The organism is Nocardiopsis gilva YIM 90087, assembly GCF_002263495.1.
Classification (GTDB): domain Bacteria; phylum Actinomycetota; class Actinomycetes; order Streptosporangiales; family Streptosporangiaceae; genus Nocardiopsis_C; species Nocardiopsis_C gilva.
This window is the reverse complement of the sequence record NZ_CP022753.1, coordinates 1-16,391: the sequence shown is the minus strand read 5'-3', so window position 1 is coordinate 16,391 and position 16,391 is coordinate 1. Positions and strand designations below refer to the sequence as shown.

The window sequence follows — 16,391 nt, the reverse complement described above, 5'->3', positions numbered from 1 at the left end:
ACGAAGAGGAAGTGCGGTCGGGCATCTGCCCGGGGCTATCCGGGTGGGTGCACACCCTCACGCCATGCACGACGCTCACTGCCGTAGACACGAGTGGACGAAGAACCGTGCGAAGATCCGCCGTGGCCACCTCACACTGCTGACGAGGATCGTCGCCGCCTGCACACTCGGCGGCGCCATCTCGAGCGCCATCGCCTGCTCCTGGTGGCGCCGCCCGATAGCGCGGCAGTCGCCACAGATTCCATCTCGTTCGAGGTCAGCCGCCAGGATTTTCCGATGCAGCAGGTACATATCCACCATGCCCACCCCGACATAGACGGCGATCAGCATCGGGGAGAGCGTGAAGACGTCCGTCATGGTTTGGCCTCTCTGAGCTGTGCGGGAAGGGTCGCGCCCCGTCCCCGCGGCCGGGGCGCGACCACGATGGAGCCGCCCCGAGGGCCCCGGTCAACGCCTCGGGGCGGCAGGGTGGGGCGGGCCGCTGATCACCCCTCTGACGTGGCGGCCCGCCCCGGTGCCGGGGCGGGGAGTGTCAGGCACCCCGGCGTCTGGTGGCCGCCCGGCCCCGGGAGGGGAACACCGGGTACCGGGCGGCAGCATCTAGCCAGAGGGCCGCCGTCGGGTGGCGCGGTCCGCTACCCGCCACGCGGCCCGGTGCGCCGCCTCATGCGACAGGTCGGACAGCCGCCACATGGCCTCGGCCGCACGGTCGGCGCCGGGTCCGGTGGTCGGCACGGTGATCCGAGCGTCGCCCAACATGATGTGCACGTGGCGCCCGTCGGCTGAGTCGACGATGTTCATCTCGTCGGGGTCGAGTTCAACGACGTCGATGGTCGTCGCCCACGACGCGCCGGTGACGTCCATGTGAGGCCCGGCGTGGGCGGCGGGTCGGGCACACGGGAGCCATGCGACGCCGGGCGCGGCCGACTGGTAGCCGGGGCGACGCTGAGCGCAGTGTGGAGGGCCGTCGAGCCCGCTCCAGGCGAGGTGGGAGGGGTTCACCGGGTCGCCTCCTCGTCGTCTATGGCGCCTTCGAGGCGGCGGGCCAGCTCCTTGACCTCACCCCACACCGCCATCAGCCGACGGCCCGACGGGGTGAGGGGGTGGTCACCGGTGTCGGGGTTGATCAGGTCGGGGTCGCGCAGGTGGTCGACGATGTCGACGAGGATGCTGTCGGCCTGCCGCACCATGCCGTAGGCGGCGCGGAGCCGCCGCTCGTCGGCAGGGGTGGGCTCCGCCCGGTAGTAGGAGCGCGGGACGGTGGTCACTGGGCCACCCCCGCCCGGACGAGCTGGTCGAGGTCGGCACGCTCGGCTGCGGCGGCGCTCTGCTGCTCGGAGGTGGGCGTGTAAGGGCGCGGCCATGCCGGGGCGGTGATGCTGTCGAGCACCGCGCCGAGATCGCCGACTGTGGCCGCAGCGATCACGACGCCGGGCTCGACGCGGTTCCGCGCGACATAGGGCGCCAGCACCCCGCGGTGATCGTAGGTGAAGCTCCACCGCCCGGCGTGTGGGGACAGCTCGGCCAGCTCATAGAACGCGTCGCGGTCCGGGATCCGGCCCGGCCGTGGAACTAGTGCGGCAGTGGCAGGTACGTCCGCCGTGTATGGGCGCGAACGGGTCGACGGGCGCCGCGGAGCCCGTTCATCGTCCACCCGGCGACGCCGTGCGGACGCGGACGATTCGGCCGTCTCGGGAGTGCGGCCAGTGGCCGCGTGCCGACCAGCCGGAGACGGCGGCTGACCAGTGAGCCGCAGCAGCAAAGCCGCTAGAGGGATGAGCAGAGGGAAGAAGACGTAACCCGCACGCCTGATCTTGCTTGTAGATTTCATGGGATAGCCCATCAGTGTGTTGCTGTCAGGTATCGCCATGCTGATATGCAATCAACAGAATCGCAAGGGGTTCTGTGAAAGATTCATAGACCGAGATCGCCCTAGACTGTGGGCATGCCGACTCGCCCTCGTACCGTCCACAGCCCGACTGTGCGGCTAAGACGACTCGCTGCCGAGATGCGGCGCGCACGCCTGAACGCCAACTACAACCAGATTGGCGACGCCGCGAGGGCTCTCGGCTGGTCAGGGCCGAAGCTGAGTCGCATCGAGGACGGCAAGACCCGATTCATCAAGCCTGAAGACATCGATCATCTGTGCGATCTCTACGGGATCAAGGACCGTGAGGCTCGCGAGGCACTTCACGCGCTTGCCCGCCAGGCACGCGAACGCGGCTGGTGGTCGGAGTACAAGGACGTCTTCGGTGACAACGTCTTGCCCGACTTCGAGGTAGAGGCGTCGATGATCCGCGCCTATGAAGCCCTCGTGATCCCTGGGCTATTGCAGACTGCTGAGTACACCGAAGCGGTCTTTCGTGGCGGGCAGGCACATCCGGACGACGTCGTCGAGCGCCACGTCTCAGCGCGACTCGAACGACAGCAGATCCTCAACCGGCACAGACCGCCGCACTTCTCGGCAGTGATCGACGAGGCAGCCCTTCGAAGGCGTGTGCGGGAACCCGGCGTCATGCGCGACCAGCTTCAGCACCTGCTGAACATGGCCACCAGGCACAACATAGACCTACAGGTGCTACCGTTCAGCGCTGGTCCTCATGCTGCGACGACCGGCCCGTTTGTCATCATGGACTTTCCGGCAGAAATTGACCCTCGATCGTGTACACCGAGACCGCGACCGGGCATGTGATCAGCGAGGGCGAAGGCGTCGCCCAGTACGTGACGATCTTCGGGCACGTGCAGGCCGCGGCCCTCCGCGCGTCAGAGTCGGTCGGCTTCATTAGACAGCTACTGACCCAAGAGAGTGATGATCCCCAATGAGCGAGACCAACCCGCGTCTGCTGTTCCACAAGAGCAGCTACAGCGCCAACAGCGCTAACTGCGTGGAGGTCGCCGCCACTCAGAACGGCGCCGCTGTGCGCGACTCGAAGCAACCACACCATGGTCACCTCTTGTTCGCCACGGCCGAGTGGCGCGCCTTTATTGATGACGTCAAGGCGGGCAGCATGTAGCGCCCTGGTTCACATACACGCGGCCCCGGCCGAAGACCGGGGCCGACGCATACCTGAAACAACCCAATGGGCTGAGGCGAGCATATCGCCGCAACTCCCATTCGACTACGGAAGTCCTTCACCGATGACTCGCGACGGGGCATCGACCCATAGCCGGTGCTCGTCGGCAGTCACGGTGAGGCCGATCCGGTCACCCTCCGGCCGGCCCGCCGACTCCCACACCGCGTATGCGGCTTCGATCTCTGCCCAGATGTCCCGCGGCCCGTACCGGCTCTGCACCCATTCAGACGCCCCCGGCACGTAGTCGGCAGCCGCCCAGGACCCGGCCGCGTCGTAGACCCATACCGTGAACTCGTCACCCTCACGGATGACACGCTGATAGAGGTCCGGCACCAGCGTGCCGATGACGATCGCCCGGCCAGACCCGTCGGCTCCCAGTGCCGCGCGCGGGTCCAGCTTCGTTCGCCCCGCCTGCATCGGAGCGTCGACGTCAACGTGATCGCGCCAGGTGCCGAAGTGGGACCTCTGAGAGCGCAGCCACATGAACGGCGCCTCGTCGAGGATGCGGCCGTGTGCGGCCCCAGTTCCGTCCGCCGTCAGTCGGACGAGCCAGTGCCCGGCGTGATCGCTACCCCAAGGGTCACGAGCATGCCGTCCGGCGCGAGCTGGGTGATCCATGCGGCGGGGATCGACTTCGCGGCTACCGTGGCCAGGATGCGGTCGAAGGGGCCGCCCTCGACTGGGACGGCGCCGTCGCTGACGACGAGCCGCGGCTCATACCCGGCGGCCGACAGCTTCTCTCGCGCCTGCTGGGCTAGGGCAGCGTCGACCTCGACCGAAGTCACAGCCTTATCGCCCAGACGTCGACACAAGAGTGCACAGTTATATCCGGTCGCCGTTCCGATCTCGAGCGCGGTCTCCCCGCCAGTCACGTTCAGGGCCTGGAGCATGCGAACGACGAGACTCGGCTGGCTGGCCGAGCTGGTCGGGTACATCCCCCGCCCATCGGAACCGAGCGACTCACCGTCGTCGACCTGGGTGACGAGCGCATAGTCCGCGTAGGCGGCATCTCTCCACTCCGGTGTGTCCGGCCCGTAGGGGCTGCGCCAGGGCGGATCGTCGTCGCGCACCCAGACCGTTTCGGGAAGGAAGGCGTGTCGTGGCACCGCCCGTACCGCCGCTTCCCACGCGGGATCCGTCAGAGCACCGGCCTCGACGAGGAGGTCGGCGAGCCGGTCAGGACCATCGTCGAAGTCAGTCATTTCTGTTCCTGGCCATCGCCGGACTGGTCAGGATAGTCCTGATTGCCGTGTCCCGAGCCCTCCTTGCCGTCTTTCTCCCAGGCTGGGCCGTCGCCCCGATCTTCCGAGCCGCCTTTGCGATGCCCCATCGCTACCTCCCATGCTCGCGGACGCGTCCACTGGGAACGTAACCCGGCGATCGCCGTGCGTCACTGGGAAGGGCCGGAGGCGGCCAAGCAGAGGCGGAGGACGCAGGGGGAGGGTTCTGGGATAAAAGTCCGGAACGTGAAGGGTGGCCGGATCGGGCCAGTTTTGACAGCAGAGGATCGGTTGCACGACGGTTCCGGCTATTCTGGCGTTTCAGCTGTTCGGCCGTGTGTTGCACGACGGTGAAGAGACGCCCGATTAAAAGTCCGCTGCTCTGCCAATTGAGCTAATGGCCCGTGAGAACCCCCGACTGTGCAGGGGTTTCTCCGACGGAGGTCACTTTACCCGAGTCGCACGACGGTCGCACAGCTGAGGATTCCGACATCAGCTGAACGTGAGAGGCGACCGATGACCGTCAAGAACCTGTTCCTTGAGCACATGGCCAGCTGGGAGCTCGACCTACAAGCCCGCGGCCGATCGGAGCGCACCATCAAGCGCTACCGCGACACCATCACGCTCTTCGCCGCCTACCAGGCCGACCACGACCGCGAGCTCAAGGCAGGCAAGGCCAAGCCCGCTCACATCCGTGACTTCCTCCGCAAGCGCCAGACCGACACCTCGCCAGGCAACGCGGCCATCGACTTCCGCAACCTCCGCGCCTTCTACAACTGGCTCGTGCGCGAAGAAGAGATCAAGGTCGGCAAGAACCCCATGCTCAAGGTCGGCGCGCCCAAGGTCCCCACGAAGGACATCCCCGTGCTCGCTCCGGAGCACATCACCGCACTGCTCAAGACCTGCAAGGGGAACTCATTCGAAGCGCGCCGCGACCGCGCGATCATTCTCACCCTCCTCGACAACGGAGTGCGCGTCTCCGGCCTGGTCGGACTCCGTTACACCCCTGACGACAGCGACACGAACGACGTCCTCCTGCAGCAGTCCGCCCTACGCGTCACCCTCAAGGGCGGCGACATGCGCCTCGTCCCCATCGGACGCGCCGCCGCCTACGCCATCGACCGCTACCTCCGAGCGCGCCGCAACCACAACAAGAGCCACCGCAAGGAGCTCTGGCTCAGCCCGAAGGGAGCACTGACCGATTCCGGCGTCCGCCAGATGCTCAAGCGCCGCGCCAAGCTGGCCGGAATCCACCACATCTACCCGCACCTGTTCCGCCACACAGCCGCACACCTCCTGAAGCTCTCAGGTCTCAGCGAGGAAGAGCTCATGGCGATCTGCGGATGGAAGTCCGCCGCGATGGCCAAACGCTACGGGGCGTCCGCCGCGGCGGCCCGTGCCCGCACCGCCCACCGCCGCGTCTCCCCGGCAGACCAGGCCACAGCAGCCTGACCCGCGATACACCAGCGCCCCCGGATCCCTCCCAGGTCCGGGGCGCGCCTGCTCGGTGACCTAGTTGAGGTTCAGGCCAGGAAACTCGCTGAGGTCGTAGAGGCGGAATTCACGCGTCAGTTCGCGCATGAGCTCCGGCGTGACAGGTGCGGCAGGGTCCCACCGCGACTCGACCTCTCGCCAGAACGCAGCCCGATCCTTCCTCGGGTCGGTCAGACCCGCGGCCTCGCAGAACATTTCACGGACCTCACCGCGCAGGTGGTGGTCGTAATCACGCAACAGGTGCCGGATGGAAATGCCCTCACGCGCGTCGATGACCGTGATGAGCTCCCGCGCATCTTGATCACGGTCGTGATGAACGAGTCGGGCGCTGCCAGCTCCCTCGTCGTCCTGAGAGCAAGGGGAAATAGAGGGGTTAATTGGGGGCGATGGGGGATCGGTACGGCACAGTCCCTCCCCTGACGTGCGTGGATAGGTGTTCGAGGTGATCATGGTAGGCCGACCTAAAGTCAGAATCCACCACATACCGTGACAAAGCCAGCATCCGAGCGCCGTAAGCCGCGCCGCTGAGGGAAACCGGCAGCTGTGGCCGGATCCGGCCACGCGCATGACTGCGAAATGTGCTAAGGGCTATCGTCCTGCTGCTCCCGTCGCTGCTTGCGGCGTCGTTGCTCCCTGCGCATATGCAGCATCATCAACGCGTCATCGCGTGCCCGCTCCAGCGCGTGCTCGAGCAGGGCTCGGCGTTGTTCCCTCGGCAAGTCGTCGTCCTCTTCTAAGTCGTCGGCGATCGAGCGGTACACCCGCTGCACGATCTCGAAGTCCTCATCGGCGACCAGATAGCGGTGCGTTTCGACACCGTGCTCTTGGTCGCTCTGGACGTTCACCAGTTCCTCACCGTCGCGGCTCCGGGCGTCCTGTAGCGAGGCAGCAGCTTCTCGCTCAGACGAGGGTGGCGAGGCTTCTGGTTCCACGTTCTTTCGGTAACCGGCCGCAGCGGCGAAGGCGAGCACCGCGTCACGAACCTCGGTTCGGCTGTCCTCAGAGAGAAGCTGCTCGACGAGGTGGTCGACAGCGTCGTGGTTGGGGCGGTGAAGTCCGTGCGCCCAGCGGCTGACCTGGGAGCGGTGGACCCGTGCGACCTTGGCCAGGCGGTCGCGCGTGTAGCCGAGCTCCTTCAGGTCGTCGAGCGCTTGGTTCAGGGCGATCGGCTCCCAGAGCGGGGAAGATTTTCGGCTGTGCATGCAGCGCACACTACAGCTTCTCTCGTCTGTCTACGAGGGTTACCTAACCTGCCCGGACGCGACAAGTTTCTTACCTTCAGGGTGTGCATGCAACGCACATACACGACGTCATCCCTGATGAATCAGCGCAATTCGCTCTTGCGTGCGGATAAACGCCAGGGCTAACGTGCGGTCCATGCACACGATCTTGCGACCGCAGTCGCTCGCCCGAGTTGCGGTTCGCCGCACACATTGGGAGCGGTGCATGACCGCCGCGGGCCTGACGACCCACACCGCGCGGGGCAGAGCCCTGGGCGTTTCCCACACCACCGCCATGCGTGTCGGCACCGGCGAGATGCCCCCGTCGGCCTCGATGATCGCCCGAGCCCTCCTTGCCCTCAACTGCCGATTCGACGACCTCTTCGAAGTTGTGGAGGTCGACTGATGGCCCACCCTGATCCCAAGCGGCGCAAGGAAATCGCACGTCGCGCAGCACACATCTCCTGGGCACGCACCCCGATCCGAGCCGAGCGGCTGGCCGCTGCCAACACGGCTCGTGAGGCCAGCTACGAACGTGACGTCGACCCCGACGGCGTGATGTCCGAGGAAGACCGCCGCAAGGCAGCACGTAACGACCGAACCGCCTTCTACCTCGAATTGTCGAGGCTCGGAGTCGAGGCGCGTCGGCGCAAGCGCGCAGAGGAGGACGCCGCGTGAGCAGATCCAAGGCGATCGGCACCGCCGCCGAGAGCGCCGTCGTTCGCTTCCTACGCCCACACGGGTGGCCATATGCCGAGCGGCTCGCACTGTCCGGCGCGGCCGACCGCGGCGACATCACCGGCACCCCAGGCGTCGTGTGGGAGGTCAAGTCCGGGAGGAGCGCGGAGACCGCTGGAGACTCCCTCATACGGGATTGGCTGGAGGAGACCGAGACCGAGCGGCGCAACGCTGGCGCCGACGTCGCCGTGCTGGTGACCAAGCGGGCAGGGTTCAGTGCGGATAGAGCCGCGTCGTGGTGGGCGCACATGGACGCAGCGACATTGGCCGCACTGCTCGGCGCCCGCCGCCCTCTCCCCGACATCACCGTGACTGCACCGGTCCGGATGCACCTTTCCGCCGCAGCTGCGCTGCTGCGCGCGGCCGGGTACGGCGAGCCGCTGCACGCCCGGAGGAAGCTGCATGAACGTGCACATCGATCTCGACGACGATGCGACCTGGGTCGCCGCGCTGCGCCAGGTGCGCGCGCAGATCGCCGAGCTTAAGCAGACTGAGGCCGTCATCGAGGGGCAGTTGAAGGGGCGTTTGGGGGAGGCGACCGAGGCTCGAGTGGGTGGGCGACCGGTGATCACCTACCGCTGGACGAAACCCGTCGAGCGCCTCGACACGAGGCGGCTACGCCGGGAGCACCCGGACCTGATCGCCGAATACACCCGTACCGGAGAGCCGGGCCGGCGGTTCGTCCTCCTCGACGTCGAGGACGGTGGGGCTTGATGTTTACCCAGCCCGGTGCCGTCGAGCCCGACTCCAATGAGGGCATCAAGCGCACGCTGACCGACGTCATCATGGCCGCGTCCGCTAACGCGCCGCGTTCCCGTCAGCGCCGGATCGGCCCCTCGGAGGTCGGCGACCCGTGCCCCCGCCGCCTGGCCTACAAGCTCCTCGACTGGCCGACCGTCAACGACGGCGGCGACCCCTGGCCGAGCATCGTCGGTACCGCCACTCACGCCTGGCTGGCTGACGCCCTGCTGCTTCACAACGACAAGGAGCCAGGACGGTTCCTCATTGAGAGCCCGTGGAAGTCGACGACGGATCCGTATCGGGTTACCGGCTTTCTGGGTCGTGCGATGCCTACGACACCGCCACGAATACCGTGATCGACCACAAGGTCGTCGGTGACTCCGCGCTGCGCAAGTACAAGGCCGAAGGAGTCCGGGAACAGTACCGGGTCCAGGCCAACCTCTACGGCCTCGGCTTCGAGCGTTTGGGCTTCTTCCCCCAGACAGTCGCTCTGGCGTTCTATCCGCGCGGCGGGATGCTCGGCGGGATGTGGGTGTGGTCCGAGCCCTACGACCGCCAGGTCGCCCTCAACGCCCTCAAGCGCCTCGGTTCCGTCCGCGACGCCCTCGTCGCCTTGGACCCCGAATCACGCCCGCAGATGTGGGCCCACATTCCCGCCGCGGCAACCAGCGCATGCCGGTTCTGCCCGTGGTGGCGTCCTGCCAGCACCGACCTGTCCGTCGGCTGCCCCGGCGACCTCACCAACACCACCCAGGCCACGAAGGCCGCATAGGAAACGGAGACACCCATGTCCTTCACCTTCTCCCAGCCTTCCGGTGGCGGAGGCTTCTTCAAGCCTGCCGAGCATGACGGCCACCTGGTGCTGATCACCAACTGCCACAAGATCGAAGACCGCTTCGACCAGTTCAAGGGCAAAGAAGTCCCGGCCGCCACGGTGGACGTCGTCGACCTTGATGCCGACGCCGAGCTGCGCGAGGGCGTCCTGATGACCCACGGCGGCCTGGTCAACCGCCTTACGCCCGGCGCCCACATGGTGCTGGGCCGGATCGGCAAGGCCACAACCGCGAGCGGCTTTGAGGCGTGGGTGCTACAGCCCTTCGACGAGCAGGGCACCGACGCCCAGCGCGCCCAGGCGTGGCTGGACGCCCATGCGAAGCCCGCCGTGTCCCAGCCCGCCCCGGCGCCCCAGCCGCAACAGCAGGCGCCCGCCGCCCAGGCCCCGGCGGCGGCTTCGGGGATGGCCGACCCCAACGACCCCGCCGTTCAGGCGCTGCTGAAGTCCCTGCAGCAGAAGTAGCAGGTCACCAGGGGAGGCGCCCAGGGAGGCGTAGGGGGAGGCGCACGAGGCGAAAAATCGCCTCCCCTGCGCCTCTTCCCGCCTCCCTCCCTGCCTCGCCCAAGCTGGACCTCAGCCCGACCGGATCCAGTCGGACACGCCGCGTGCAACCCGCGGGCGGGCACCACGCACCGGCCACGCACGACGACGAGGACGAGGGGGAGCAGTGCACACCACAGCCGAGGGGGAGCGACTGAGGGATGCCGGGATGGCTGCCGCCGAGCAGGCCGCCGGGGATGACGTGGCCGCGATCGACCTTCTCATCGCCCGCGCCGCTGCTACCGGAAAGCCGTTCAGCGCCAACGACATCCGCGCGCAAATCCCGGACGACGCGCGCACCGCCGCCATCGGCGCCCGGTTCGCCCACGCCCGCCGCCGAGGTGTCATCGAGCCCATCGGCTACGTCACCTCTACCGACCCCGGCACCCACGCCCACCAGGTCCGCCAGTGGCAGGGCGCGCGCCGATGAGCGGCCCCACCGACCCGCAACCCCACCAGCACGACCCGGACAGGACCCACGTGCCCCACACGCTCAATGCTGCCCTGGCCCTCCACGCCGCCGGGCTGTGCGTCATCCCCGCCGCTTCAGATGGCACCAAGGCCCCGGGCACTGGCCGGTGGCGCGACTACATGACCGCCCGCCCCGGCGAGGATCGGGTTCGCGCGTGGTTCGCCCACGGCCACCCCGGTGTCGGCATCGTCGCCGGGGCCGTGTCCGGCGGCCTCGTCGCCCTGGACGTGGAAGGCCGCGCGGTCGACGAGGGGATCTTCGCCCAGTACGTGGAGCTGGCCGACAACAGCGGCCTGGGAGACGCCCTTCGCCAGGTAATGGGCGGCTACACCGAGTCGACCGCGTCCGGTGGCCTGCATCTGCTCTGGCGCGTCGACGACGGCCAGGGCGTTGCCAACACGAAACTCGCCAGCCGCCCAAGCACGGCCGAGGAGCTGGCCGAGAACCCGAACCAGAGGACCCAGGTCCTCATCGAGACCAAGTCAGAGGGCGGGTTCCTCGTCGTCGCGCCGTCGCACGGCCCGGTACACCCCAATGGCGGCCGGTGGACCCTGCAGTCCGGTGGCCCCGACACCATCGCCGTCCTCAACCGGGAGCACTCCGACGCCCTCCTAGAGCTCGCTCGGATGCTCGACGAGACCCCGCCGCCCGCCGCAATGCCTCAGACCGCCACCCCGTCCTCGACCGGCGGTGGCACCTCACCCGGCGACGACTACGAGGCCCGCACCGACTGGTCCGACATCCTCACCCCGCACGGGTGGACCGAACTGTGGACGTCCGGGCGCACCCGGTACTGGCGGCGCCCCGGCAAGCGCATGGGAGTCTCAGCGACCACTGGCCGCGCCGAGGACAGGGACAGGCTGTACGTGTTCACCACGAGCGCGGAATTCGCCAGCGAGACGCCGTACACAAAGTTCGGTGCCTATGCCCTCCTCGAACACGGCGGCGACTACCGCGCCGCGGCCCGCGCGCTCAAGCAGGCCGGGTACGGCAAGCCTGCCCCCGACCCCTCCCGGCCGCGGCTCACCCTCGTCGGCGGCACCCGCTTTTCCCAGCCGGGAACCGCGCCCATCGAGGGCACCGCCGCGCTGTCAGTCGACGAGCCCGCCCCCTCCGCTGGCCCCGACACCTACACCCGCACCGACGACGGCAACGCCCTGCGCTTGGTCGACGAGCACGCTCACCAGGTGCGTCACTGTCCTCAGAGGGGCTGGTTGGTGTGGGACGGCCACCGCTGGACGTGGGACGACCGAGGCCGGGTGCGCGAACTCGCCCGCGCCATCGCACGAAGCCTGCCCGACGAGGCCAAGGAGGACGCCGGGCACAAGGCGCGATCGCTGTCCGCCCGCGGGCTGGAGGCCATGGTCAAGGTAGCTCAGACCGACCCCCGCATCGTCACTCCACTCGCCGAACTCGACGGCGACCCCTGGCAGCTCAACACACCGTCGGGCGTCGTCGACCTCCGTACCGGCACCCTCGGCGCCCCCGACCCTGCCGCCCTTCACACCCGCTCCACGCTCGTCGCCCCGGACTTCGACGCTCCGGCTGAGAGATGGGGCCAATTCCTCACTGACACTTTCGGAGGGGACCCCACACTGATCGCCTACGTGCAACGCCTCCTCGGGCTCTCCCTCATCGGCACCGTGGTCGAACAGCTCCTCCCCTTCGCATTCGGCGACGGCGCCAACGGCAAGAGCACGCTTGCCGACACCGTCATGCGCCTCGTCGGCATCGGCGAGACCGGCTACGCCATCTCCGCGCCTTCGGAGATGCTGCTGGCGTCGTCGGCCAACAGCCACCCCACTGAGATAGCCCGGCTGGCCGGGGCACGCCTGGTCGTGGCATCCGAACTCGACGACGGTCAGCGCTTCGCCGAGGCCCGCATCAAGATGCTCACGGGCCGGGACGTCATCACCGGCCGGTTCATGAGACAGGACTTCTTCAGCTTCACCCCGACGCACACACTGTGGCTGCTGGGCAACCACCAGCCGCAGGTGCGCACCGGCGGACCGGCGTTCTGGCGAAGGCTCCGCCTCGTCCCGTTCCTGCACACCGTCCCCGAAGACCGCCGCGACCCCCACCTGGAGGAAAAGCTCGTCGACGGCGAAGGCCCGGCGATCCTCGCTTGGCTCATCCGCGGCGCCGCCGACTACCTCGCCCAAGGACTTCCCACACCTGAGAGCGTCCGCCTCGCCACCCGCTCCTACGAACAAGACCAGGACACCGTCGCCCGCTTCCTCACCGACATGTGCACGCTCGGCGACCCCTCGCAACAGCACATGAGCATCGTCGGCGGCAAACTCCGCGCCGCCTATGAGGCCTGGTGCCGCAGCGAGGGAGAAGAGCCTGTCTCGGCGAAGAAGTTCACCACCGAGCTCAAACGCCACGGCGTCACCACGAAGCGGTCCGCCTCCACCCGCTACTACGCCGGGGTCCACCTCAACCACACGGCGGATGAGAGCGGCTGGTGAACCCGTCACCCCGTCCGCCCCCCCCGACATGACCTGTCAGCACCCTGCCGGCCACAGAAGAACGTGCAGTACCCCACCCATGACACATCCACGTCCGGCAATGACACATCCGATGACACGTCGGAGCCAAAAAGAAGGCAGGTGGTGACACATATGACAGATATGACGGATTCTCGCCGCATCGCCTCCCACGCGCGCATGCGCACGCACACGAGCCGCTCAACCCGAACCACGTGTCACACCCGTCATCCGTCACCCGACCCGTCACAGGGGTGCTGGTGACCACTGCTCGACTCCGTGCCCAGCTCGACGTCTGCGCCCGCTGCCGTGCCGTGGTCGTCCTGGCCCTCGACGCACCCCTCGCCGCGCTGACTGTCCGACTCGACCCCGTCTCGCTCGACCCGCCCAGGAGCTCCACGCTCGCTTGGCAGGCCGGTTGACCTACGACCTGTTCCCCGCCGGACAACACCAGGAGGTCGCCGAGCGCGACCAATTCCGAATACGCCAGCGCCACCACCACGTGCTCGCCGCGCACGAATGTCCCGGGCCTATTCCGGAGTTGGCAGTGGAATTCACTTCAACGGAGAAGGAGGCTGACGATGGCGAACCCATCCCTTTCTGAGAACGCCATATATTCCCCGATGACCCTTCGGCGGTTGCGCGACCTCCTCGACGCCCGCATCACCGCTGATCCGGGCAGCGCCGACGTGCGGCTCCTGATGCGCGAGGTCGGCTACGACCTTTACCAGGAGCCCACCGGCCATATCTACCGCGAGAACCACGATGGCCAAGACGACCCGGACGGCGCATATGTCGTCATTGAGACCCGCGAACCCTGAACCCGTCCTTCCCGTCCAAGAGGAGCGCTGTTGAACACGGAGACCCTGACCGTCACCTGGGCGCGCAGGCTGGGCCAAGTCCGCGCCGACCTGCTGTGGATCTCCGACCGCTGGCCCGACCTGTACCAGTCCCGGATCCCCGGGACGGCACGCCCCGGCCGGTAGGCCACGCCGCCACTGACGCTCGGCGCCGTCGCGACGAGCTTGTCCGTACCGAGCGTGCCGAGCGAGGTGACAGCGTCCTCGGAGGGTCGAAGGCGCCGATGGACCTCGATGTCCTGGACGTCCTTACCGAGCTGCTCACCACCGCTGACGAGCTTGCCGAGCGCATCGCCGAGACGGCTGGCGTCGATGTTCTCGCTCCGCCGACCACGGCCTACGACTACCCGGCGCTCGGCTTGTACCTCGCCCACGTCGGCGAGCACTTGGCGGCTGCGGCCGAGATCGATCACGAGGCGCTCGACGATGCCCAGCACACCGTGCGCCGAATGCGGGCGCGACTAGAGGGCGCGCTCGGGAAATCGTCGACGGACACCGGCTCTCTGTGATGTGCGCATGGTGCCGGGAGTCACGTCCGAGGCGCCCGCAGGAGGGGAGAGAACCCTAGTCGTGCGGCTCGTCGCCAACGCACTGGTGATCGTGTGCACCTCGGATGTGTGCTCGCCGCCGCCCGCAGACTGCGGGACCTGGGTGTACGGCCGTCCGGCATGGCCGGAACACGAATGGGGCTGGCTGAACGGGCGGCTCGAAGCGGTTAGTAAAGACGGCAGGATGGCGTCATGACTATCGAAGAATTCCTAAGAGCGCGCCTGGAGGAAGACGCCCAACGGGTGGACAGGGCGAAGGCGCATGGATACCCCGCCGAGCCTTACCCCTACGAGCAGTTGGTTGCTGACATCCGAGCCAAAGCCCGCATTCTTGGAAACTACCGCTGGGTGAAGGGCAGAAGGATAAGGTCCCGAGCCTACCGATAGATCAGTCCCTCGGCGCACTGAAGGAAGTTCTCCATCACATGGCCCAGGTCTACAGCAGCCATCCCGACTATGACCCGATGTGGAAGCTGTGATCAACAGTTGCGCGAGTTATCCACAGGCGCTACCTTAATTGCGGGATAACTGTGTCCACAGATCGACCAATGTAGGCCCGGCGCCGTCCATGGGACGAACCGGGCCGTTCGTATTTCCGGAGCGGACCCCTCCGTCAACCGGAGCACGCGTGACCGCCATCGTTCACCAGGGCGACGCCCTGCAGGTCCTGCCTACTCTGCCCACCGGCAGCGTCGACGCCCTCATCACCGACCCGCCATACAACAGCGGGGTCGCACACCCGCAGAGCGGCGCAGCGACACCGCACGCGGCAAGTACGTCAGCGGCGACGCCCAACACGACCTCGCCGACTTCGCCGGGGACAACCGCGACCAGCGCGGCTACCTCGCCTGGCTAGCGCTACTGCTGTCGGAGGGCCTGCGCCTCACCCGCCCGGCGGCTCGGCCCTGGTCTTCACCGACTGGCGACAGCTACCGGTCACGTCCGACGCACTACAGGCCGCCGGGTGGACCTGGCGCGGCGTCATCCCGTGGCACAAGCCGATCAGCCGCCCAGTTCGGGACGGATTCAAGGCCGAATGTGAGTACGTACTGTGGGCGTCGCACGGCCAGCCCTACCGCCACGCACCGACCATCTACCTGCCCGGCCTACTCGAAGGCTCGCAGCCGCGAGGCAAGCAGCGACAGCACATCACGCAAAAACCAGTCGCGGTCATGCGCGAGCTCGTAAAGATTGCACCCGTCGGCGGGACCATCCTGGACCCGTGCGCCGGGGCCGGATCGACCGGCGTCGCGGCGCTGCTTGAACGGCGGCAGTTCGTCGGCGTCGAAGTAGCCGCGCACTCCGCCGACGTTGCCCGGCAACGCCTCACTGAAACCGGCCACCACCCGTAGCCCCCGCGCTCCCGGCCCTCGTCTACCAGGGGTCCGCGCGAGGGCCGGGTCTGCAGAGGCCTAGCTGGATGCTGGTAATCAGCGGTAGTACTCCCGGGTCACCCGCTTCCGGGGAATCACCATCCGCACGATCCACCACGGAATCCAAACCAGCAGCCAAAACCCGCATGTGAGCACCGTCAGCAGCAGGTGAGTCGAGTTCGCCAGCCCCCCAAGACCACGCCGTTTCTCCACACGCTTGACCATGCGTGGCTGCGGCTGCTGGTAGGGCGGCGGGTACTGGGGGTGCTGAGGCGGCTGCCACTGGCCTTGGTGGTAGCGCGGGTCCTGGTACATGGGAGCTCCCGTCTGTTCAGGGGAATCCTAGTCACGCTAGGTGATAGCAGCCGCACGCGTCCTGATCTCCGATCCTGGCCACAAATGGACACATCGTGAACCTGGGGATCCTTGTCGCGTCTGGGGTGGCGGTGTCTGGTTGGCGAAACTCCACCCGGCGATCAAGACTCCCGCGGTCGTGGCCGTCGGTTCGTGCCGGGGTCCTTGAACGGGATGGCTATAGATGCACATGGATTGAGCACGGTGAACGCTGTGAACGTGTTGCCACCGACGTCGATCACATCGTCAACGGCGACGACCACAGCGACCAGAACCTGAGGTCGTTGTGCCGTCCACACCACCGGGCGAAGTCGTCGAGCGAAGGCGGAAGAGCAGCCGCAGCAAAGCAGCCGAAACGCCGACGCGATCCTGAACCGCACCCAGGGCTGATCGGCCAGCGCGTCAGTGGACGTCCAGGCCGTAGCGCCCGGTG

Annotated in this window: 27 protein-coding genes; 18 read left to right on the top strand and 9 right to left on the bottom strand. The window is 67.5% G+C overall.

All coding sequences use genetic code 11. From position 1 onward, the window contains the following. Nucleotides 1-75: 75 nt before the first annotated feature. The 4 genes from CDO52_RS00115 to CDO52_RS26995 all read right to left on the bottom strand — a co-directional run bounded on the left by CDO52_RS00115 (nucleotide 76) and on the right by CDO52_RS26995 (nucleotide 1,654). On the bottom strand, nucleotides 76-357 hold the full coding sequence (locus CDO52_RS00115; RefSeq protein WP_017619376.1) for a hypothetical protein: 282 nt from the start codon (nucleotides 355-357) through the stop codon (nucleotides 76-78). A 243-nt stretch (nucleotides 358-600) separates the two neighbouring features. Next, nucleotides 601-1,002: a hypothetical protein gene (locus CDO52_RS00110; RefSeq protein ID WP_152471665.1), complete on the bottom strand. Its 402-nt coding sequence runs from the start codon at nucleotides 1,000-1,002 to the stop codon at nucleotides 601-603. Beyond that, entirely contained in the window at nucleotides 999-1,268 is a 270-nt protein-coding gene (locus CDO52_RS00105; protein WP_017619374.1) for a hypothetical protein, read from the bottom strand. Before CDO52_RS00105 ends, CDO52_RS00110 begins: the two co-directional genes overlap by 4 nt. After that, a complete protein-coding gene (locus CDO52_RS26995) occupies nucleotides 1,265-1,654 on the bottom strand; it encodes a hypothetical protein (RefSeq protein WP_152471663.1) in 390 nt (129 codons plus the stop codon). The genes CDO52_RS00105 and CDO52_RS26995 overlap by 4 nt, the downstream gene beginning before the upstream one ends. 354 nt (nucleotides 1,655-2,008) lie before the next feature. Between CDO52_RS26995 and CDO52_RS00095 the strand changes: the two genes are divergently transcribed. Genes CDO52_RS00095 through CDO52_RS00090 form a run of 3 tightly spaced genes read left to right on the top strand, consistent with a single transcriptional unit; the run spans nucleotide 2,009 to nucleotide 3,014 of the window. Continuing rightward, nucleotides 2,009-2,692: a helix-turn-helix domain-containing protein gene (locus CDO52_RS00095; protein WP_332459759.1), complete on the top strand. Its 684-nt coding sequence runs from the start codon at nucleotides 2,009-2,011 to the stop codon at nucleotides 2,690-2,692. Next, nucleotides 2,662-2,823, top strand: coding sequence for a hypothetical protein (locus CDO52_RS29195; protein ID WP_332459758.1), 162 nt, complete (start codon nucleotides 2,662-2,664; stop codon nucleotides 2,821-2,823). The genes CDO52_RS00095 and CDO52_RS29195 overlap by 31 nt, the downstream gene beginning before the upstream one ends. Beyond that, the gene (locus tag CDO52_RS00090) at nucleotides 2,820-3,014 is read left to right on the top strand and encodes a DUF397 domain-containing protein (RefSeq protein WP_017619371.1); all 195 of its coding nucleotides are present in this window, start codon (nucleotides 2,820-2,822) and stop codon (nucleotides 3,012-3,014) included. Before CDO52_RS29195 ends, CDO52_RS00090 begins: the two co-directional genes overlap by 4 nt. Nucleotides 3,015-3,119: 105 nt before the next feature. On the opposite strand, the gene CDO52_RS27935 is transcribed toward CDO52_RS00090, so the two are convergent. Then, a complete protein-coding gene (locus CDO52_RS27935) occupies nucleotides 3,120-3,557 on the bottom strand; it encodes a hypothetical protein (RefSeq protein WP_198345805.1) in 438 nt (145 codons plus the stop codon). Between the two features lie 53 nt (nucleotides 3,558-3,610). Further along, nucleotides 3,611-4,276, bottom strand: coding sequence for a methyltransferase domain-containing protein (locus tag CDO52_RS27930; RefSeq protein ID WP_198345804.1), 666 nt, complete (start codon nucleotides 4,274-4,276; stop codon nucleotides 3,611-3,613). Between the two features lie 534 nt (nucleotides 4,277-4,810). Between CDO52_RS27930 and CDO52_RS00080 the strand changes: the two genes are divergently transcribed. After that, entirely contained in the window at nucleotides 4,811-5,746 is a 936-nt protein-coding gene (locus CDO52_RS00080) for a tyrosine-type recombinase/integrase (RefSeq protein WP_017619417.1), read from the top strand. Between the two features lie 60 nt (nucleotides 5,747-5,806). Here CDO52_RS00080 and CDO52_RS26990 read toward each other — a convergent pair whose 3' ends face one another. After that, nucleotides 5,807-6,238, bottom strand: a complete 432-nt coding sequence (locus tag CDO52_RS26990) for a hypothetical protein (protein ID WP_157745333.1) — start codon at nucleotides 6,236-6,238, stop codon at nucleotides 5,807-5,809. Between the two features lie 131 nt (nucleotides 6,239-6,369). Then, complete coding sequence (locus CDO52_RS00075) at nucleotides 6,370-6,990, bottom strand: hypothetical protein (RefSeq protein WP_017619415.1); 621 nt, start codon at nucleotides 6,988-6,990, stop codon at nucleotides 6,370-6,372. Nucleotides 6,991-7,234: 244 nt separating this feature from the next. On the opposite strand from CDO52_RS00075, the gene CDO52_RS00070 reads away from it, so the two are divergent. The 14 genes from CDO52_RS00070 (at nucleotide 7,235) to CDO52_RS29190 (ending at nucleotide 15,583) form a co-directional block, all read left to right on the top strand. Further along, nucleotides 7,235-7,414: a hypothetical protein gene (locus CDO52_RS00070; RefSeq protein ID WP_017619414.1), complete on the top strand. Its 180-nt coding sequence runs from the start codon at nucleotides 7,235-7,237 to the stop codon at nucleotides 7,412-7,414. Continuing rightward, nucleotides 7,414-7,686, top strand: a complete 273-nt coding sequence (locus CDO52_RS00065) for a hypothetical protein (RefSeq protein WP_017619413.1) — start codon at nucleotides 7,414-7,416, stop codon at nucleotides 7,684-7,686. Before CDO52_RS00070 ends, CDO52_RS00065 begins: the two co-directional genes overlap by 1 nt. A gap of 462 nt (nucleotides 7,687-8,148) precedes the next feature. Continuing rightward, the gene (locus CDO52_RS00055) at nucleotides 8,149-8,460 is read left to right on the top strand and encodes a hypothetical protein (RefSeq protein ID WP_017619411.1); all 312 of its coding nucleotides are present in this window, start codon (nucleotides 8,149-8,151) and stop codon (nucleotides 8,458-8,460) included. Then, nucleotides 8,460-8,843 carry a hypothetical protein gene (locus CDO52_RS28435; RefSeq protein WP_232524345.1) on the top strand — a complete coding sequence of 128 codons (384 nt, stop codon included), beginning with the start codon at nucleotides 8,460-8,462 and terminating at the stop codon, nucleotides 8,841-8,843. Before CDO52_RS00055 ends, CDO52_RS28435 begins: the two co-directional genes overlap by 1 nt. Continuing rightward, the gene (locus CDO52_RS28430) at nucleotides 8,840-9,259 is read left to right on the top strand and encodes a hypothetical protein (RefSeq protein WP_232524344.1); all 420 of its coding nucleotides are present in this window, start codon (nucleotides 8,840-8,842) and stop codon (nucleotides 9,257-9,259) included. Before CDO52_RS28435 ends, CDO52_RS28430 begins: the two co-directional genes overlap by 4 nt. 15 nt (nucleotides 9,260-9,274) lie before the next feature. Beyond that, complete coding sequence (locus tag CDO52_RS00045) at nucleotides 9,275-9,784, top strand: hypothetical protein (RefSeq protein WP_017619409.1); 510 nt, start codon at nucleotides 9,275-9,277, stop codon at nucleotides 9,782-9,784. A gap of 205 nt (nucleotides 9,785-9,989) precedes the next feature. Next, nucleotides 9,990-10,292, top strand: a complete 303-nt coding sequence (locus tag CDO52_RS00040) for a hypothetical protein (RefSeq protein WP_033300697.1) — start codon at nucleotides 9,990-9,992, stop codon at nucleotides 10,290-10,292. Beyond that, nucleotides 10,289-12,805, top strand: coding sequence for a phage/plasmid primase, P4 family (locus CDO52_RS00035; protein WP_094932781.1), 2,517 nt, complete (start codon nucleotides 10,289-10,291; stop codon nucleotides 12,803-12,805). The genes CDO52_RS00040 and CDO52_RS00035 overlap by 4 nt, the downstream gene beginning before the upstream one ends. Nucleotides 12,806-13,083: 278 nt before the next feature. Continuing rightward, nucleotides 13,084-13,245, top strand: coding sequence for a hypothetical protein (locus CDO52_RS26985; RefSeq protein ID WP_157745330.1), 162 nt, complete (start codon nucleotides 13,084-13,086; stop codon nucleotides 13,243-13,245). Nucleotides 13,246-13,446: 201 nt separating this feature from the next. Next, a complete protein-coding gene (locus CDO52_RS00030; RefSeq protein ID WP_017619405.1) occupies nucleotides 13,447-13,644 on the top strand; it encodes a hypothetical protein in 198 nt (65 codons plus the stop codon). Between the two features lie 30 nt (nucleotides 13,645-13,674). Further along, nucleotides 13,675-13,809: a hypothetical protein gene (locus CDO52_RS29015; RefSeq protein ID WP_269769163.1), complete on the top strand. Its 135-nt coding sequence runs from the start codon at nucleotides 13,675-13,677 to the stop codon at nucleotides 13,807-13,809. Nucleotides 13,810-13,907: 98 nt separating this feature from the next. Continuing rightward, nucleotides 13,908-14,192 (top strand): hypothetical protein, encoded by a 285-nt coding sequence (locus CDO52_RS00025; protein ID WP_094932146.1) that lies wholly within the window; start codon nucleotides 13,908-13,910, stop codon nucleotides 14,190-14,192. Nucleotides 14,193-14,859: 667 nt separating this feature from the next. Further along, a complete protein-coding gene (locus CDO52_RS28425; RefSeq protein WP_232524343.1) occupies nucleotides 14,860-15,087 on the top strand; it encodes a hypothetical protein in 228 nt (75 codons plus the stop codon). Beyond that, nucleotides 15,080-15,583 carry a DNA-methyltransferase gene (locus CDO52_RS29190; RefSeq protein WP_332459825.1) on the top strand — a complete coding sequence of 168 codons (504 nt, stop codon included), beginning with the start codon at nucleotides 15,080-15,082 and terminating at the stop codon, nucleotides 15,581-15,583. Before CDO52_RS28425 ends, CDO52_RS29190 begins: the two co-directional genes overlap by 8 nt. A gap of 78 nt (nucleotides 15,584-15,661) precedes the next feature. Here the strand turns inward: CDO52_RS29190 and CDO52_RS00010 are convergent, their stop codons facing one another. Then, nucleotides 15,662-15,919 carry a hypothetical protein gene (locus tag CDO52_RS00010; RefSeq protein ID WP_094932145.1) on the bottom strand — a complete coding sequence of 86 codons (258 nt, stop codon included), beginning with the start codon at nucleotides 15,917-15,919 and terminating at the stop codon, nucleotides 15,662-15,664. Between the last annotated feature and the right edge of the window lie 472 nt (nucleotides 15,920-16,391).

Bases quoted from the DNA above. Each gene is read 5' to 3' on its own strand.
- CDO52_RS00115 (WP_017619376.1), bottom strand. From the start codon at position 357: ATGACGGACGTCTTCACGCTCTCCCCGATGCTGATCGCCGTCTATGTC.
- CDO52_RS00095 (WP_332459759.1), top strand. From the start codon at position 2,009: ATGCGGCGCGCACGCCTGAACGCCAACTACAACCAGATTGGCGACGCC.
- CDO52_RS00090 (WP_017619371.1), top strand. From the start codon at position 2,820: ATGAGCGAGACCAACCCGCGTCTGCTGTTCCACAAGAGCAGCTACAGC.
- CDO52_RS27935 (WP_198345805.1), bottom strand. From the start codon at position 3,557: ATGTGGCTGCGCTCTCAGAGGTCCCACTTCGGCACCTGGCGCGATCAC.
- CDO52_RS27930 (WP_198345804.1), bottom strand. From the start codon at position 4,276: ATGACTGACTTCGACGATGGTCCTGACCGGCTCGCCGACCTCCTCGTC.
- CDO52_RS00080 (WP_017619417.1), top strand. From the start codon at position 4,811: ATGACCGTCAAGAACCTGTTCCTTGAGCACATGGCCAGCTGGGAGCTC.
- CDO52_RS26990 (WP_157745333.1), bottom strand. From the start codon at position 6,238: ATGATCACCTCGAACACCTATCCACGCACGTCAGGGGAGGGACTGTGC.
- CDO52_RS00075 (WP_017619415.1), bottom strand. From the start codon at position 6,990: ATGCACAGCCGAAAATCTTCCCCGCTCTGGGAGCCGATCGCCCTGAAC.
- CDO52_RS00070 (WP_017619414.1), top strand. From the start codon at position 7,235: ATGACCGCCGCGGGCCTGACGACCCACACCGCGCGGGGCAGAGCCCTG.
- CDO52_RS00065 (WP_017619413.1), top strand. From the start codon at position 7,414: ATGGCCCACCCTGATCCCAAGCGGCGCAAGGAAATCGCACGTCGCGCA.
- CDO52_RS00055 (WP_017619411.1), top strand. From the start codon at position 8,149: ATGAACGTGCACATCGATCTCGACGACGATGCGACCTGGGTCGCCGCG.
- CDO52_RS28435 (WP_232524345.1), top strand. From the start codon at position 8,460: ATGTTTACCCAGCCCGGTGCCGTCGAGCCCGACTCCAATGAGGGCATC.
- CDO52_RS00045 (WP_017619409.1), top strand. From the start codon at position 9,275: ATGTCCTTCACCTTCTCCCAGCCTTCCGGTGGCGGAGGCTTCTTCAAG.
- CDO52_RS00035 (WP_094932781.1), top strand. From the start codon at position 10,289: ATGAGCGGCCCCACCGACCCGCAACCCCACCAGCACGACCCGGACAGG.
- CDO52_RS00030 (WP_017619405.1), top strand. From the start codon at position 13,447: ATGACCCTTCGGCGGTTGCGCGACCTCCTCGACGCCCGCATCACCGCT.
- CDO52_RS00025 (WP_094932146.1), top strand. From the start codon at position 13,908: ATGGACCTCGATGTCCTGGACGTCCTTACCGAGCTGCTCACCACCGCT.
- CDO52_RS00010 (WP_094932145.1), bottom strand. From the start codon at position 15,919: ATGTACCAGGACCCGCGCTACCACCAAGGCCAGTGGCAGCCGCCTCAG.